Source organism: Niallia circulans (assembly GCF_003726095.1).
Classification (GTDB): domain Bacteria; phylum Bacillota; class Bacilli; order Bacillales; family Cytobacillaceae; genus Niallia; species Niallia circulans_A.
In genome coordinates, this window is record NZ_CP026031.1 from 4,907,135 (window position 1) to 4,922,543 (window position 15,409).

Below are 15,409 nucleotides of genomic sequence, written 5' to 3' on the forward strand. Positions count from 1 at the left end.
CCAATGAATGGACGATGAAGGGAGCTGATTAAAATTGGCTTTACTATCAAGCCGGCAGAAAGATATCCTAGTTCTTTTATCAGAATCAAAGGAGCCTGTTACTTCAGACTGGATGGCTAAAGAATTGGGTGTCAGTGATCGGACTATTCGTAAAGAAATAAAATTGATGCAGGACACGACAGAGTCATGTGGGACCATAATCGATTCCATTAGAGGAAAAGGCTATATACTGAATATCGTTAATCCTGCCTTATTTTCCAATACTATTCATGAACATTTTAACGATAAAAAAAAGCCAGTGGATGATTTTGCCGATAAAAATATGAGAGTTCTCTATATTTTAAAGCGTTTATTTCTAGAAAAGGATTTTATTAAACTAGAAAACTTTACAGATGAGCTGTTTATATCGATGTCTACCTTGAATAATGATTTAAAAATAGTGAAAGAGATTCTAGATAAATATAACTTGAAATTAATAAACAGACCACACTATGGCTCGAAAGTGCAGGGTGATGAATATATGAAACGGTTATGTTTATCCAATTTCTTATTAAGTCGCAATCAAGAGACATTTGTTAAAGAAGACTCTCTGCAGCTTATTGATCAAAATCTTTTAAAAAAGATTAAAGAGGTTATCATACAAAAGGTAGTTAAATATAAAATTGATATATCTGATATTTCTTTGGAAAACCTAGCCACACATATAGCGATTGCATGCAGGAGAATTCAGGAAGGCTTTGTAATAGAAGAGTTAACAGATGTTCTAGTGGAAGAGTATCCATTTGAAAAGATAGTAGCAGACGAGATTACTAGTAAAGTAGAAGAGTTTACGGGTCTAACGTTTCCTAACACAGAAATAAATTATATTATTGTTCATTTACTCGGAACAAAGCTCTTGCATAAAAGAGAGCTAGTCGAATTCAGTAAATTTGATGAGGCGGGGACAATCATAAATGAGATGATAGAAAGACTTCGCACTGAATTGAATTGGGACTTTCGCCAAGATCGAGAGTTTATCCAAGCTTTAACCTTGCATATCCGTCCTGCCATGAATCGATTGCGTAATAAAATGAGTATACGTAATCCTTTACTAAACGATATTAAGAAAAAATATCCTGCTGCCTTTGAAGGAGCTATTATAGCTAGCAAATGTATAGAGGAATACTTAGGGATGGAAGTGGTAGAAGATGAAATTGCTTATATCTCTCTTCATATAGGTGTTGCGCTCGAACGATTAGAATTAGAGAAGAAGAAAAGAAAAAAAGCAATCATTGTTTGTGCATCAGGTGTGGGGAGTGCTAAGTTACTGTATTATCGCTTGCAAAATAGATTTGAACAAGAACTGGAAATAATAGATACCATTAATTATTATAATTTATCCTCATATGACCTGACGGATATTGAGTTAATTATTAGCACCATTCCGATAAGGGAAGATTTTGGTATACCAGTCCAAGTGGTGAATACTTTCTTAGAGGACAAGGATATACGATCTATTCATGACCATCTAAAAGCTGCTTCTTATAAGGTAGGGAATTACTTAGATGCATCTAGAATTTATCTTCAATTAGACTTGCCAGATAAAGAAAGCATTATAGAATTTCTAAGTAAGGAGTTATATCAATTAAATCTTGTACCAGCAGACTATATGAATCTTGTTTTAGAAAGAGAGGCAATAGCCCCGACTAGCTATGGGAATCTCGTGGCTGTTCCCCATCCCTTGGTTCCCGTAACGCAAGAGACCTTTTGGACAGTGTGCACATTGAAAAATCCAATCCAATGGAATGAGCAGCAAATGGTTCAATTTGTTTGCCTATTGAATATTAAAGAGGGAACACATAGTGAATTGGATGGCATGTTTAAAAAGTTAATTTCTATTATCGAAAATAAGTCGATTGTGCAAAAAATCATCAAAAGTAAAGATGCAGATGAGTTAATAGAGTTACTAAATTGACGAATAAGATCATACTTTGTATTGGTTAATTAAAATTAATATGACGTTTAAACAAGTCATGTCTTATTATGTTTATCAAGAACCAGAATCATGATACGTATAGACTGAATAACTAACTTTGATGAGTCTCATTTATTATTAACAGAATTAAGCTATTTTCCTCAAGGATTTGGAAAAAATTATGATTGAAAGCCTAAATAGTGCATTAAAAGAAATGGAAACACTTTCATCTACAACAAATTTCTATTTCCAAGTCAATAATAAGGACAACTTCTTTATTGAAGCAAGCTGTTTAAGTATAAATGGGAAAGAGTATAGAAACTTGATTACAGATGATAAAGAATTAAAGAAACTATTATATTGAATTTTTATCCTTCAGAGCTGAGATTTTCAAAATAATCTTAGCCTTTTCTTTTCATATGACATACCATCATAAAGAAATCTCTTTGCGTCTTGACAAACAAATCTAATATGTATTACTATATACCAGTAATAAGTAATACTTGATATCTGTAACACAATGTACTGATGATGCATAGTATTGAAATATAAAATAACTGTAAGTGAGGTGGAAATGTGGAAAATATTACAGAGATGTTGAAAGGAGTGCTTGAGGGGTGTGTGCTTGAGATTATAAGCCGGGGGGAAACTTACGGGTATGAAATCACGCAGCAACTGCGAGAGCTTGGTTTCACGGATGTAGTGGAAGGGACTGTTTATACGATTACCATGCGGCTGGAGAAAAACAATTTAGTTGATATCGAGAAGAAGCCATCCAATATGGGGCCGCCAAGAAAATTTTACAAGCTGAATGCAGCTGGCCAAGAGCAGCTTAAAATGTTTTGGGAAAAATGGGAGTTTGTATCAAGCAAAATTAATGAACTTAAATCAAAGGAGATGTTGTAAAATGAGTATTTTTGAAAAGATAGTTGGCAGTCTGGAAGAAAAACGGGAATGGAAGGCGATGGAGGCACGTGCAAAAGCACTTCCAGGTGAATATAGCAGCGCTTATAAAGCAATTCAAAAATATATATGGAATGCTGGTGGTGGTCCCACTGATTGGGAGGGCAGCAGCCGCATTTTTAACGGTATTCTTGATCTCTTCGAGGCAGGAGCAGCTGAAGGAAAGAAAGTTACTGACCTTACAGGTGCGGATGTAGCAGCTTTTTGTGACGAGCTAGTGAAGGATGAGGAAACTTGGAATGATAAGTATCGGAAAAAATTAAATGATACTATTGGTCGCGGATAACCGCAATTGTCTATTGAGGTTTAAGCTAATGATGTAAATCCTAAATTTTGGTTGGATTGGCTTCATCCGCAGTATCATGAATAAATCAACATGAAACGATTTTAGCAAAAGTAAACAAAAAGGCTATTATGGACTGGATGGTTGTTGCCAAGGTGAATTGTTAACTATTCAGTTATTTTTTTATATCGGTAGTAAGTGATACAGAATATCAGTCAGGCTAAATAGCTGAATGCTGCCAATATAGTTTTAGGTAAGCACTTCTATAAGGAGGGAAAAGCATGAGTGAAACAGCAATTTCTGTAAAGGGATTAAAGAAATCCTTTAAAGCCAAAGAAGTATTAAAGGGGATAGATTTTGAGGTGAGGCGTGGCGAAATTTTTGCATTGCTAGGTTCAAATGGAGCGGGCAAAACGACGATAGTTAACATTCTCTCCACGTTGATGAAACCTGATGATGGAAAAGGAAGTATAGATGGTTTTGACATCCATCGTCAACCAGATAATGTCCGTCAAAGCATCAGTCTGACAGGGCAGTTTGCAGCATTAGATGGCATGCTTACTGGTCGTGAAAATCTAATCATGGTTGCAAAGCTGCGGGGAGTTTCTAATCCAGTCCAGGCTGCTGACCATTTGCTTGCTAGATTCAGCCTGACTGACACAGCTAACCAGAGAGCAGATCAATATTCGGGAGGGATGAAGCGTAGACTTGACATTGCCATGAGTTTAATCGGAAAGCCGTCTGTAATTTTTCTTGATGAACCAACGACAGGACTTGATCCTGAGGCGCGGATGGAAGTTTGGGATACAGTCAAGGTGCTTGCGGGCGGTGGCACAACCATCTTGCTAACGACTCAGTATTTGGAGGAAGCGGAACAGCTAGCAGACCGTATTGCCATCTTACATGGCGGAAAAATTATCACTACTGGTACTCTGACTGAACTTCAAGAGATGTTTCCACCAAGAAAAGTGGAGTATATCGAGAAGCAGCCGACATTGGAGGAAATTTTCCTCGCAATAATTGGCAAAAAGGAGAGAATGTAAATGAAAAGTAAAACATGGGTTCTACTAGGACGTTTAATGCGCAATATTATGCGCAGCCCAGACACGATAATTACAGTGGCGATTACGCCGATTATGATGATGCTGCTGTTTGTCTATGTATTTGGTGGTGCGATAGAAACTGGTACGGATAACTACGTCAATTATTTACTGCCAGGCATTCTGCTGCTGGCAATCGCATCCGGTGTTGCTTACACTTCGCTGCGGCTGTTTACGGATGTGAAAAGCGGGCTGATGGCACGCTTTGTTACAATGCCTATTAAACGTTCGTCGATATTATGGGCGCATGTGTTGACTTCAATTATTTCCAATATGCTTACTGTGGTGGTCGTTATCCTGGCTGCGCTTTTGATGGGCTTTCGTTCCAATGCGGCTATTATAGATTGGTTTGCGATAGCTGGGATACTAGGACTATTTACACTTGCACTAACATGGCTAGCCGTCATTCCTGGCTTAAGAGCAGGAACTATGGAAGGAGCTACAGCTTATTCATACCCGCTGATTTTTCTGCCGTTTATCAGTTCAGCCTTTGTTCCTACCAAAACCATGCCTAAGCTTATCCGTGTGTTCGCAGAGAATCAGCCTGTGACCTCCATTGTAAATGCCATTCGTGCTCTTTTGTATGAAGGCACCGTTAGAAATGATATCTGGATAGCTCTTGGCTGGTGTGTCGGTATCATGGCTATCGCTTATTTCTTCGCTAATAAAGCATTTAAACGCCAGTTAGGGTAACTACCTTGAGGGAAGGAACAATGGTTGCTTGCGATTAATTATCAAAAAAGTAAATAATCTTAAGAGCGATGAACCTACATTAAATATTAATGTGATTCATCGTTTTTTTGCTTTAGAAAATGTAGTTTCATTTAAATATCGAACAATTGGAGTATCTGAACAAATAATGGTTATCTCATTTACTATTTGTGGTATAACAACCATGAATACATATTTAATTTCCGGAATTCAATTGAGAATCATTTTCAACGGTTGGAATTTAGTGTATAATCTTCGTGGGGAAGCGGAACCTAACAGTATGCTCATTAACGCTCATTAAATACAAGGAGTTTGATTGTATGGAAAATAAACATAATCAAGAGGAAAACGATAATATTGAGGTCTGGGAGGATCTCATCAATATAAAAGATTTAGTGATCGCACTAATAATTTGTAGTATAACGACTATGGGTGCCTATTTTATTGCACCAAATGAGGCACCAAAGCCTTTGTTTTTTGGACTTGGTGGTGCCATTATCGGTTTTATTATTTGTAGTTTTATCATTAAGCCAAAAAGAAACTTTGAAAGAACGGGAGAAAAATAATGGATATCGTATTAATTATTGAGATGATTGCTGCTGCCGTTTTAGCAGCTGTATTGTATACCATAATTGGTGTAGCACCGGGGACAGACGAAACGGCTGTTTTAGCACCGGTAACGCTGGCGATTGTACTTGCGGGGGTAGAGCCTATTGTGGTTTTAACCTTTTTTATGTCTGCAATTGTAGCAAATAAAGTCACCGATTCTATTCCAGTCGCACTTGCTGGAATTCCAGGGGGAGTGATGGCGACCCCGATGGTAGAGCATGCCCTCGTGTTAAAAAAACATGGCATGCCAGATATCAGTATTCGCAAAATGGCATCTGGATCTGTAATCGGGACGCTTGTATCGGTTCCTGTGAGCTTATTGATGGCGCAAGTCTTAATTCCATTCTCTGATGTCATTAAAGAATATGCAAACCCTCTCTTTTTCATTGGTGCCGTTTTACTGGCATTAATGACGAAAAATAAGCTGTTATCACTTCTAGTGATCCTGCCGTTTGCTCTCTTAATAGAAGGGTTACGCCATCTTTATTGGGGAATTGGGGTTGTGCCTGAAGGAACGAATGTCTTCATATCCTTTTTCTTAGGAATTACCATTGGCCCTGTCATTTTGACATTGTTTGAACTATTACATAAAGAAAAACGAGCTAGTATGCCAAGATATCCAAAGAAAACGATTCGTTTTGCGGAAACGAATACCTCTAAAGGTTTTCCAAATCCTTTTAAAATATTGACCAAACAGGAAACGGGAACAAGTATGCTTGCCAGCTTTATTGGCTCTATTACCTTTATTATGAGTCCTGTCGGTATGACTATTTTCCTTGGAGAAGTATTTTCAAGTCGCATCAAGGATCCTGTGAAAAAAGCGTCAGTAGCAATCGCTTCAATGGAAGGATTGACAAATGCTACGTATATTTCTGGAACATTAATTCCCTTGATTGCTCTCGGTATCCCGTTGTCTCCAATGGCAATTGGACCTGCAAATGCTCTCTTTAACGCACCGCCAGTGTTCACGCCAGAGCATAATTTGCATCATCTCTTATCAAATGCAGATTTTGTGTGGGCAACATTAATCGGGGCAACGATAGCTCTTGTAATTACTTATTTTGTCGCTGTAAAGTATGCTAATCAAATTTGTGCCTTTGTGTTTCGCTGGGTTCCCCATGAAGCAATTCTAGGACTATTTTTTGGACTTGTGTTATTATTAGCTTTTATGGACGCTGGTTGGATAAATATCATCGGTGTACTTGTTATCGGTTTATTTGCTGGTATGCTGCACCGCTGGGGCGTCAATTATGGCGTTCAGTTTATGATCCTTTATTCAGCACCGTGGATCATTAGTTGGTTTTAAAAATCCTAACAGATATATATTTATATGAAAGTGGGGATATCGATGCTTGAAACTCCACAAAAAATTGCGGTAGGCCGAGCACATAGTAAGTTAATTTTAATTGGGGAGCACTCGGTTGTTTATGGACAGCCGGCCATTGCTTTTCCGTTTAAACAAATAGAAGTAAAAGTAACCGTTAAGAATATCGGGGGAAGTTCGATACAAATCGAAAGTCCCTTTTATCAAGGACCAATAGAGCAAATTCCTGAAAAGATGGAGGGAATTGGTGATTGTATTATCCAGACATTAAAGGTTTTGGAGCAGCAGTCTTCCGGTTTAGAAATTAAGATTTCCTCCACGATTCCGATTGGACGAGGACTAGGTTCAAGTGCGGCAATTGCGATCGCGCTTGTTCGCGGTCTTTTTGCCTTTTTCAATCAAAAGCTAAGCAACAGTCAATTAATGATCTTGGTGGAGCGGGCGGAAAAATTTGCGCATGGAACACCAAGTGGGATCGATATGATGACAGCTGCTAGCGCCACTCCGATTTGGTTTCAAAAGCAGCAAGAGGTTGAACATGTGCAAATTGGCGCGCCATTTCATCTGGTTATAGCAGATAGTGGCAGGGTTGGCGATACTTTTGCAGCGGTTAAATCAATCCGAGATAAGTATGAAATTAAGCCTGAGCAAATAGAGGAATCTATCACACTACTTGGCATATTAACACAAGAGACGCGAGTAGCACTTGCTGCAGGTGATTTTCAACTGGTTGGCGACAAATTAAATCAAGCACACCAGCATTTAGGTTTGTTAGGTGTCAGTGATTCTGGATTAGATGATTTAGTAGACACTGCTCGATCTGCTGGAGCAGTTGGTGCAAAATTAACAGGCGGTGGCCGCGGTGGCTGTATTTTAGCATTAGTGGAAAATGAGCAGCTTGGAAAAAAAGTTGCCGATGCTTTGCTGGAAGCTGGTGCTGCCCAAACATGGCAATACACAATAGCTGAATGCTAGTAACAATGGAGGAGTGTAATTAATGGAAGCGATCGCTCGAGCTCATACGAATATTGCGTTAATCAAATATTGGGGAAAACGGAATACCCAATTGTTTTTACCGACAAATAGTAGTTTGTCGATAACATTAGATCATTTTTACACAGAAACCAAGGTGCAGTTTTCTGACCGGTTTGAGAAGGACAGCTTGATATTAGATGGAAGCCAAGTCTCTGATCGAGAAATTGGGAAAATAACAGCCTTTCTTGATCATGTCCGGAACATTGCTGGCACAAAAGCTTTTGCAAAGGTGACATCGGTGAACCATGTGCCGACAGCTGCTGGTTTTGCTTCCTCTGCTTCGGGATATGCAGCATTAGCTGCGGCAGCAAGTAAAGCATTACAGCTAGGTTTAACAGGGACAGAACTTTCCGCTTTAGCCCGTCAAGGATCTGGCTCTGCTTCCCGCTCTATTTTTGGAGGATTTGTAGAATGGCAAAAAGGCGAGAAGACAGACGGAACGGATTCGTTTGCAACGCAAATTTTAGACGAAAAAGCATGGGATCTGAGCGTCCTTTCTGTTGTAGTGGAAGCTGGTCCTAAATCGGTATCGAGCCGAGACGGCATGCAGCGGACAGTGGAAACTTCTCCTTTCTATGCGGGCTGGTTAGCGACAGTAGATGAGGATTTACAGCAGATGAAAGAAGCGATAAATGCACGTGATTTTACAAAGCTAGGTGAAATTGCCGAGGCAAATGCGATGAAAATGCATGCTACAACGTTAGGGGCAAAGCCGCCGTTTTTATATTGGCAAAGTGCAACGCTCGATGTTATGCAACAGGTGATGGAATTGCGTCAACAAGGACTAGAGGCTTATTTCACCATTGATGCTGGACCGAATGTAAAAGTCCTCTGCAAACCAGAGCAAGAACATATAATCAAAGAAAAGCTGGCAGCAGTAGCTTCTGTTCGTGATGTAGTTGTATGTCATCCAGGCCCTGGAATTCAATATTTATCTGAATGGGTGGGATAATGGTAAAATAAATAGGAAGAGGGATCGTTAAAGAAAACTTATCCCTCACGGAGGAAAGTGGCATTTATCGAGTCTTTACGGACAATTTATCCACACCTGTTCTTGGAGCTTACTTCCAGTTAAGCGTGGCATAAATGAGGACTTTTAAAAGGAGTGAGTCCAGATGCATGAAATAAAAGTTCCGGGTAAACTGTTTATTGCTGGGGAATATGCAGTGCTAGAACCAGGCTATCCAGCAATCGTTGTAGCAGTTGACCGGTTTATTACAGCGAAAGTGACATTTAGTGAAAAACAGATGCTGTCCTTGCCGCAAATAGGACTTCCCAATGTTGCTTGCCGATTCGAGCATGGACAAGTCGTTTTGGAAGATACTGATGCAAGATTGGAATTTATCGAAAACACATTAGGTGTAGTTCATCAGTATTTACGAGAAAAGTCTGTTCATACGAAGCCTTTTTCACTTAGTATTACTAGCGAATTAGATGATGTTTCCACTGGTCGGAAATATGGCCTAGGATCTAGTGCAGCAGTAGTTGTTGCGGTCGTATCCTCCATTTTAATGTTGTATCAAGATCAACTAACTGTTACGAAAAAACATATTTATAAGCTCGCTGCAATCGCTCATTATCAGACACAAGGCAGTGGCTCCTGTGCAGATGTAGCAGCATCGACATATGGCGGCTGGCTCCACTATGCAGCATTTAAAGCAAGCTGGTTAAAAGGAAAGCTTGCAGACAAAGGTTCTATTTCTGAATTGGTGGAAGAGAATTGGCCCTATCTCCAGATAGAACAGCTAGAAGCGCCTGAAGAATTAGTGCTTGCTGTCGGCTGGACAGGCAGTGCTGCAAAAACGGCTTCTTTAATAAAAAAGATTGAACCATTAAAGCAGCAAGATTCCCATATCTATCAAGGATTCCTTCAGAAAAGTCGCGATGCTGTTTCCGCGATGGTGGAAGGCTTTAAACAAAACGATATAACGATGGTGATGGCGAGTTTATCCGCTAACCGTTCTGCTTTATTAGAGCTAAGTCGAGAAACTGGCGGGGCAATTGAAACGACGGAATTAGAAAAGCTAATTCAGATTGCTGATCGTTTTGGAGCTGGAAAATCATCTGGTGCTGGCGGCGGCGATTGTGGAATTGCTTTTACAAGCATGAACAAGCTGGAACGATTACATAAAGAATGGCAGGAGGCTGGTGTCGTACCTTTAGATATCCTCCCTGCAGCCAAAAATAATGAGACTGGAGTTTAGAGAATGACTGATTCAATTGACAAAAGAAAAGCCCAGCATATTGAGTTGGTTTTAAATGAAAAAGTCACAGGAGATAATATTACGACTGGCCTTGAAACGTATCGCTTTTTACATAATGCCTTGCCGGAAATTAACTTTGATGACATTACATTAAACACAGAGTTTCTAGGTAAAAAGCTGAAGACTCCTTTTTTAGTCAGTTCAATGACTGGCGGGGCTGCGATGGCGGAGACGATTAACCGAAACCTCGCAATTGCGGCAGAAGAACGTGGGTGGGCCTTTGCATTAGGATCCACAAGAGCACTCATTGAAAATGAAAAATATCGGGAATCCTTTCAAATTCGAAAATATGCACCATCGATTCCAATCATCGCTAATTTAGGAGCCGTTCAGTTTAATTATGGCTTTGGAATCGACCAGTGCAGACAAATTATCGAGATGACAGATGCGGATATGCTTGTGCTCCATTTGAATAGTATCCAAGAAATTGTGCAGCATGAAGGCGATCGCAATTTTAAAGATCTGCTTGGAAAAATCGAGCAAGTTTGTACACAGCTAGAGATTCCTGTTGGCGCAAAAGAAGTAGGCTTTGGAATCGATGGCACCACTGCGAAAAAACTGACTGATGTTGGCATCTCCTTTATTGATGTCGCAGGTGCAGGCGGTACATCATGGAGCCAAGTAGAAAAACTACGCTCCAAAGAGAAAATCAAGAAAATAGCAGCCGAAGCCTTCAGCAGCTGGGGAATCCCAACGGCTGAATGTATTGTTTCCGTTAAAGAAGCAATTAATCAACCAATTATCGCCAGCGGGGGAATCAAAAATGGAATGGATGCCGCTAAAGCAATCGCACTAGGATCAGACATGGTTGGTTTTGCTCGTTCCATTTTAAAAGAAGCTACTGAATCACCAGAAGATCTAATCGAACTGTTTGAGACACGAGAACTAGAATTACAGATGACAATGTTCGGAATTGGTGCAGCAACTGTTGAGGAATTGAAGGGAACAGATCGGATTAAGTAGGGACAAGGGGACAGACCCCTTTGTCCCTTCAGGATTGAAATTTTGGTAGTAAGGGTATATTATAATATATAAGAATCAAACTAAAAAAACCAAGGAGCTAGAACTCCTTGGACAACTACTTTCGAGTGGTATGCTAAATTGTTATTTAGAAGACCCACCCTTATGCTTCCGACGGCGCGGGGTGGGTTTTCGTTTGTTCTTCTTTTTGCTTGCAAAGCGATTTGCATAGCCCGCAGCAAGAGTAGTAAAAAAGATTTTTGCTACATCTTTGAGTAAGTCCAAAACGAAATCCATTTGTATGTCACCTCCTTTCCTTCTTAGATAGGAAAAGAGTGCATACCACCCGCACCTATGTAGTTGTACCATTATTATATCATATTGTTTTTCCATTTTGAGACAATTTAGGTAGGGAAGTAGGGACAAGGGGCCTGTCTCCCTTGTCCCTTGATGGTATTGTTGAAAGAGAAACAAAATAACAGTATAATATCATTGATGTACCAACAAGTGGGAGGGCAAACCGTGACCAAGGAAGAAGAACTCATAATGAATGTCAGGGACTTATTTAATAAAATGGTTTGGCTTAATAAAAGTAAAATGATGAAAAGTCTTGAGGGACACTCACCTTCTGAAGTGCATTGTATTGAATCCATTGAAAAATCTACAAATCCCAATGTGACAAATCTTGCGGAGTCCCTTTATATGACTAGAGGTGCTATCAGTAAATTAACGAAAAAACTTATTAAAAAAGGTCTTATCGAAAGTTATCAGAAACCGGAGAATAAAAAGGAAATCTACTTTAAGCTCACAGAACAAGGGGAAAAGATATTTAAAATACATGAAGAGCTGCATAATGAGTTTTATGAACGAGATAAAGTTATTTTTGAACAAATAACGGAGGAACAATTTGACAATATGCTTAGCCTTGTGGAAAAATACAGTAAGCATTTGAATACGGAAATAAAGAAACAAAATCTAACAATTAATTAGTTCAGATAAAAAGAATGATATCAAAGGCAGACCGACTCTAGTGAGAAAGGTCTGCCTTTTTTCATCGCTAAATAATTCCGATACAAAAATAGCGGTAGTCTAATAGACCACCACTATTTACCTCTGGTTTCTTGTGAGAATGAACTCTTTATTAGTTAAATTCAGGGAAATTTGCAAGATTCGAGGCATTGCTTAAAAATAAGATAAGGGCAAAAATAGCTATCACTATAATCATTGTCATGTTTTTAAATGGTTCTTTAACACGTATCATTGCAAAAGTGCCGACTATAGCAAAAATGACAGTCAGAAGTGAACCTGCTGCGATCCAGCTTGCATTCCAATAACCGATAATTAAAGCTGCTGCCGTTACTAATTCATAGCCACCTGTGAACACACGGAACCATTGGGGCATTCTCAATGTTTTAAATTCTTCGATAGCTGTCTTATCGCCTGTCAATTTTCTAGAACTTGCCATTAAAAACATAAATATTAAAAATGATTGCATAACAATCGTGACAATATGCATATTTAATATCTCCTTTTGATTATTAATAGATGTAAGAACGGTGTGATTTACGTATGGTTATAGCCATATCATTTAAGGTGGAATCTGTAGGTACGATACTTGCTTCAATTTGTAGCCAGTCCTTATATAAATAATAGGAATTAACGGGCAACAAAGGAAAGGATCAATTTGAAGAGACTAAACCAGAATTAAATCTAACACCGTTAGATAATATAACATTGATTTTATATGGTGTAAACATTTATTTAACAGTGTTAGACAATTACATTATATTTTTGTATGATTGATTTATTAGAAATGGAGTTGCTATTAATGAAAGGGAAAAAAACAAAAATCACAAAAGAAAATATTATCGCTGCTTCTTGGAGATTGTTGGATAAAGTAGGTATCGAGGAATTTAGTATGAGAAAGTTAGCGGTTGAATTAAATATTCAAGCCCCATCTATTTACTGGTATTTTAAAAACAAACAGAGTATTTTTCAATCACTTGCCAATGAAATTGCGAAGGAGTCTATACTTTCCACAAAATTGGACGGAGATTGGAAGGGAAAATTGACTCAGTTTGCTGTCGGGATCAAAGATACATTGAGTAAGTATCCTTGCTCAGCTCAATTAATAATGAAAACCATTCCAACTGAGCCTGATTACATGATATTAATTAATGAATTACTTCAAGTGGTCGATGACTTGCCAATGGAAGACAAAGATAAATTTTCTTCTATTATGTGTCTATTAAATTACGTCATCTTTTTTGAATTAGACAAGTATGAACAAAAGAAAACACAACTATTAATATTGGAAGAATTCGGTCCAAATGATGTTCAAACATTGTTTAAACGACCCTTTGAGCAATTTCCTGATGATGGTGTAAAAGTATTAAAGAGGCTATATAATAATGATTTGTTCGAAGAAATAGGCTCTGACCGTATGTTTGAGAATGGACTTTACATTATTATATCTGGAATTGAACAGTTGATTATTAAAAATAGCACCAATGAAGAGTAATAAAGAGAAATTATTATTTAGCCCTGTTAATGTCTAACTTGTCGAAATGTATTGCAGACATTCGATGCGGAATAAAGAAACAAAAGAAAACAACTAATTAGTCAAAAATTACAATAATAAGTGAACAGACAGCCCAATTATATAAAAAGGGCTGTTTTTTTTTACATATTGTTGACAAGGAAACAAAAGTGATGTTATATTTTGTTGACAAGGAAACTAAAATATTTGAAAGGATAATAATATGTCAAAAGATAAAGTTAGGCAATCAGGATTACCAAAAGAAATGCTGGCGGCTGCTTGGGCTCTTGCCATAGGAGGAATTGCTCCAATGCTTGATTCCACCATGGTGAATATCGCCGTCGATACACTACTTAAAGATTTCCATACTACATTAAATATTGTTCAATGGTCCATTACAGGTTATGTTTTAGCCCTTGCAATGGCAGTTCCAGTATCTGGATGGTTGATGAACAAATATAACGGAAAGAAAATTCTCATTGGTGCAGTTATCGCCTTTGGTGTCATTTCTGTTCTTGCTGGAATTAGTTGGAGTATTTCAGTTTTTATTTTCTTCCGTTTGCTTCAAGGATTTAGCGCTGGTATTATTACCACGCTTATGTCAACACTTTTGGTTAAAACGGCAGGTCCAGAAAACTTGGGGAGAGTGATGGCAATAGTAAGTACGCCGATGATTTTAGGTCCCATTTTAGGACCCGTCATCGGAGGTTTCATTGTTCATGGTAAATCATGGCATTGGATATTCTTCATCAATGTGTTCATTGTCTTGATTGCGGTACCGCTTATGATGAAATATGTTCCAGACTATAATCCATTCAACAAAGATAGTAAACTCGATATTTTTGGGATAATTGATTTGTCTTTAATGAGTGCAGCACTAATCTACGGAATTACGCAAGCTGCGAACCATGCATCATTCAACAATAGCGAAACAATTGTGTGGATGGGAATCGGTATTGTTTTAGCAATTATTTATGTTGTATATAATCGAATCCAGAAAAATCAATGCGTGCTTCCATTAAATCTGTTTTCACGCAAAAATTTCTTAGTTTCCAGTGTTGGTTTATTTTTAGCCAACATTGCCATCATGGGACCTATGTTAATACTTCCATTGTATTTTCAAAACATCCGGCAGTTTTCGGCGTTCGAAGCAGCACTTGCATTAATTCCGCAAGGAGTTGGAATGCTTGTTACAAGACCAATAATCGGAATAATGATTGATAAGATTGGTGCGAAATACGTAGTTATTGTCAGTCTTGCTCTTTCAGTTATCAGTTCTATTCCACTTATCTTTATTACAGACCAAACAAGCATGATTTGGATTTCGGCCATATTATTCATTCGTGGCACCAGCTTTGGGGGAATCATGCTTCCATTGACGAGTGACGCTTATACAGATCTCAACAGTAATCAACTTCCAGAAGCGAGTGTCGGTATTAATATTATTGAAAATCTTGGCTCAAGCTTTGGGACAGCTATTATCGCAACCGTTGTCGCCACTGTAGCACTAGGAGTGCAGCCAACAATTATTAGTGGTTACCATGCTGGATTTTTAGTATCAGCTATTGTCCTTGCATTAATCTTTATTCCAAGTTTGTTTTTAACAGATAAAAGAATGGATACGCTTAAACATTGAGCGTAGGGACAAGGGGTCTGTCCCCTTGTCC

Annotated in this window: 18 protein-coding genes; 16 read left to right on the plus strand and 2 right to left on the minus strand. The window is 38.5% G+C overall.

All coding sequences use genetic code 11. The annotated features are described in order from the left end of the window. Positions 1–34: 34 nt before the first annotated feature. From C2I06_RS23450 to fni, 13 genes are all read left to right on the plus strand, one after another. Positions 35–1,954, plus strand: a complete 1,920-nt coding sequence (locus tag C2I06_RS23450; protein ID WP_123258972.1) for a BglG family transcription antiterminator — start codon at positions 35–37, stop codon at positions 1,952–1,954. Between the two features lie 169 nt (positions 1,955–2,123). Next, positions 2,124–2,318: a YxiG family protein gene (locus C2I06_RS23455; protein WP_418789598.1), complete on the plus strand. Its 195-nt coding sequence runs from the start codon at positions 2,124–2,126 to the stop codon at positions 2,316–2,318. Between the two features lie 212 nt (positions 2,319–2,530). After that, positions 2,531–2,860, plus strand: a complete 330-nt coding sequence (locus C2I06_RS23460; protein ID WP_095333508.1) for a PadR family transcriptional regulator — start codon at positions 2,531–2,533, stop codon at positions 2,858–2,860. Between the two features lies 1 nt (position 2,861). Beyond that, positions 2,862–3,203: a DUF1048 domain-containing protein gene (locus tag C2I06_RS23465; protein ID WP_095333510.1), complete on the plus strand. Its 342-nt coding sequence runs from the start codon at positions 2,862–2,864 to the stop codon at positions 3,201–3,203. A gap of 278 nt (positions 3,204–3,481) precedes the next feature. Then, entirely contained in the window at positions 3,482–4,243 is a 762-nt protein-coding gene (locus C2I06_RS23470) for an ABC transporter ATP-binding protein (protein WP_095333512.1), read from the plus strand. Next, positions 4,244–4,993 carry an ABC transporter permease gene (locus C2I06_RS23475; RefSeq protein ID WP_123258973.1) on the plus strand — a complete coding sequence of 250 codons (750 nt, stop codon included), beginning with the start codon at positions 4,244–4,246 and terminating at the stop codon, positions 4,991–4,993. A gap of 28 nt (positions 4,994–5,021) precedes the next feature. Continuing rightward, positions 5,022–5,312: a hypothetical protein gene (locus C2I06_RS23480; protein WP_095333516.1), complete on the plus strand. Its 291-nt coding sequence runs from the start codon at positions 5,022–5,024 to the stop codon at positions 5,310–5,312. Positions 5,313–5,331: 19 nt separating this feature from the next. Beyond that, positions 5,332–5,577 carry a hypothetical protein gene (locus tag C2I06_RS23485; RefSeq protein WP_095333519.1) on the plus strand — a complete coding sequence of 82 codons (246 nt, stop codon included), beginning with the start codon at positions 5,332–5,334 and terminating at the stop codon, positions 5,575–5,577. Further along, positions 5,577–6,926 (plus strand): tripartite tricarboxylate transporter permease, encoded by a 1,350-nt coding sequence (locus C2I06_RS23490; RefSeq protein WP_095333521.1) that lies wholly within the window; start codon positions 5,577–5,579, stop codon positions 6,924–6,926. The genes C2I06_RS23485 and C2I06_RS23490 overlap by 1 nt, the downstream gene beginning before the upstream one ends. A 42-nt stretch (positions 6,927–6,968) precedes the next feature. Beyond that, positions 6,969–7,919 carry a mevalonate kinase gene (gene mvk, locus C2I06_RS23495; RefSeq protein WP_095333523.1) on the plus strand — a complete coding sequence of 317 codons (951 nt, stop codon included), beginning with the start codon at positions 6,969–6,971 and terminating at the stop codon, positions 7,917–7,919. Positions 7,920–7,941: 22 nt separating this feature from the next. Further along, positions 7,942–8,931: a diphosphomevalonate decarboxylase gene (mvaD, locus tag C2I06_RS23500; RefSeq protein WP_095333525.1), complete on the plus strand. Its 990-nt coding sequence runs from the start codon at positions 7,942–7,944 to the stop codon at positions 8,929–8,931. A 163-nt stretch (positions 8,932–9,094) separates the two neighbouring features. Then, complete coding sequence (locus C2I06_RS23505) at positions 9,095–10,183, plus strand: phosphomevalonate kinase (protein ID WP_095333528.1); 1,089 nt, start codon at positions 9,095–9,097, stop codon at positions 10,181–10,183. Positions 10,184–10,186: 3 nt separating this feature from the next. Then, positions 10,187–11,206 carry a type 2 isopentenyl-diphosphate Delta-isomerase gene (gene fni, locus C2I06_RS23510; protein WP_095333530.1) on the plus strand — a complete coding sequence of 340 codons (1,020 nt, stop codon included), beginning with the start codon at positions 10,187–10,189 and terminating at the stop codon, positions 11,204–11,206. A 141-nt stretch (positions 11,207–11,347) separates the two neighbouring features. On the opposite strand, the gene C2I06_RS25240 is transcribed toward fni, so the two are convergent. Beyond that, positions 11,348–11,500: a hypothetical protein gene (locus tag C2I06_RS25240; protein ID WP_164463770.1), complete on the minus strand. Its 153-nt coding sequence runs from the start codon at positions 11,498–11,500 to the stop codon at positions 11,348–11,350. Between the two features lie 225 nt (positions 11,501–11,725). Here C2I06_RS25240 and C2I06_RS23520 point away from each other — a divergent pair, with 225 nt between their 5' ends. Then, positions 11,726–12,193, plus strand: a complete 468-nt coding sequence (locus C2I06_RS23520; protein ID WP_095333535.1) for a MarR family transcriptional regulator — start codon at positions 11,726–11,728, stop codon at positions 12,191–12,193. A 151-nt stretch (positions 12,194–12,344) separates the two neighbouring features. On the opposite strand, the gene C2I06_RS23525 is transcribed toward C2I06_RS23520, so the two are convergent. After that, positions 12,345–12,719: a DoxX family protein gene (locus C2I06_RS23525; protein WP_095333538.1), complete on the minus strand. Its 375-nt coding sequence runs from the start codon at positions 12,717–12,719 to the stop codon at positions 12,345–12,347. A gap of 312 nt (positions 12,720–13,031) precedes the next feature. Between C2I06_RS23525 and C2I06_RS23530 the strand changes: the two genes are divergently transcribed. Together C2I06_RS23530 and C2I06_RS23535 are read left to right on the plus strand one after the other, a co-directional pair. Further along, positions 13,032–13,724, plus strand: coding sequence for a TetR/AcrR family transcriptional regulator C-terminal domain-containing protein (locus C2I06_RS23530; protein WP_164463771.1), 693 nt, complete (start codon positions 13,032–13,034; stop codon positions 13,722–13,724). Positions 13,725–13,965: 241 nt separating this feature from the next. Next, positions 13,966–15,378, plus strand: a complete 1,413-nt coding sequence (locus tag C2I06_RS23535; protein WP_095333543.1) for an MDR family MFS transporter — start codon at positions 13,966–13,968, stop codon at positions 15,376–15,378. Positions 15,379–15,409 lie beyond the last annotated feature (31 nt).

Coding starts and splice junctions, on each gene's coding strand:
- C2I06_RS23465 (WP_095333510.1), top strand. CDS start 2,862: ATGAGTATTTTTGAAAAGATAGTTGGCAGTCTGGAAGAAAAACGGGAA.
- C2I06_RS23470 (WP_095333512.1), top strand. CDS start 3,482: ATGAGTGAAACAGCAATTTCTGTAAAGGGATTAAAGAAATCCTTTAAA.
- C2I06_RS23475 (WP_123258973.1), top strand. CDS start 4,244: ATGAAAAGTAAAACATGGGTTCTACTAGGACGTTTAATGCGCAATATT.
- C2I06_RS23485 (WP_095333519.1), top strand. CDS start 5,332: ATGGAAAATAAACATAATCAAGAGGAAAACGATAATATTGAGGTCTGG.
- C2I06_RS23490 (WP_095333521.1), top strand. CDS start 5,577: ATGGATATCGTATTAATTATTGAGATGATTGCTGCTGCCGTTTTAGCA.
- mvk (WP_095333523.1), top strand. CDS start 6,969: ATGCTTGAAACTCCACAAAAAATTGCGGTAGGCCGAGCACATAGTAAG.
- mvaD (WP_095333525.1), top strand. CDS start 7,942: ATGGAAGCGATCGCTCGAGCTCATACGAATATTGCGTTAATCAAATAT.
- C2I06_RS23505 (WP_095333528.1), top strand. CDS start 9,095: ATGCATGAAATAAAAGTTCCGGGTAAACTGTTTATTGCTGGGGAATAT.
- fni (WP_095333530.1), top strand. CDS start 10,187: ATGACTGATTCAATTGACAAAAGAAAAGCCCAGCATATTGAGTTGGTT.
- C2I06_RS25240 (WP_164463770.1), bottom strand. CDS start 11,500: ATGGATTTCGTTTTGGACTTACTCAAAGATGTAGCAAAAATCTTTTTT.
- C2I06_RS23525 (WP_095333538.1), bottom strand. CDS start 12,719: ATGCATATTGTCACGATTGTTATGCAATCATTTTTAATATTTATGTTT.
- C2I06_RS23530 (WP_164463771.1), top strand. CDS start 13,032: ATGAAAGGGAAAAAAACAAAAATCACAAAAGAAAATATTATCGCTGCT.
- C2I06_RS23535 (WP_095333543.1), top strand. CDS start 13,966: ATGTCAAAAGATAAAGTTAGGCAATCAGGATTACCAAAAGAAATGCTG.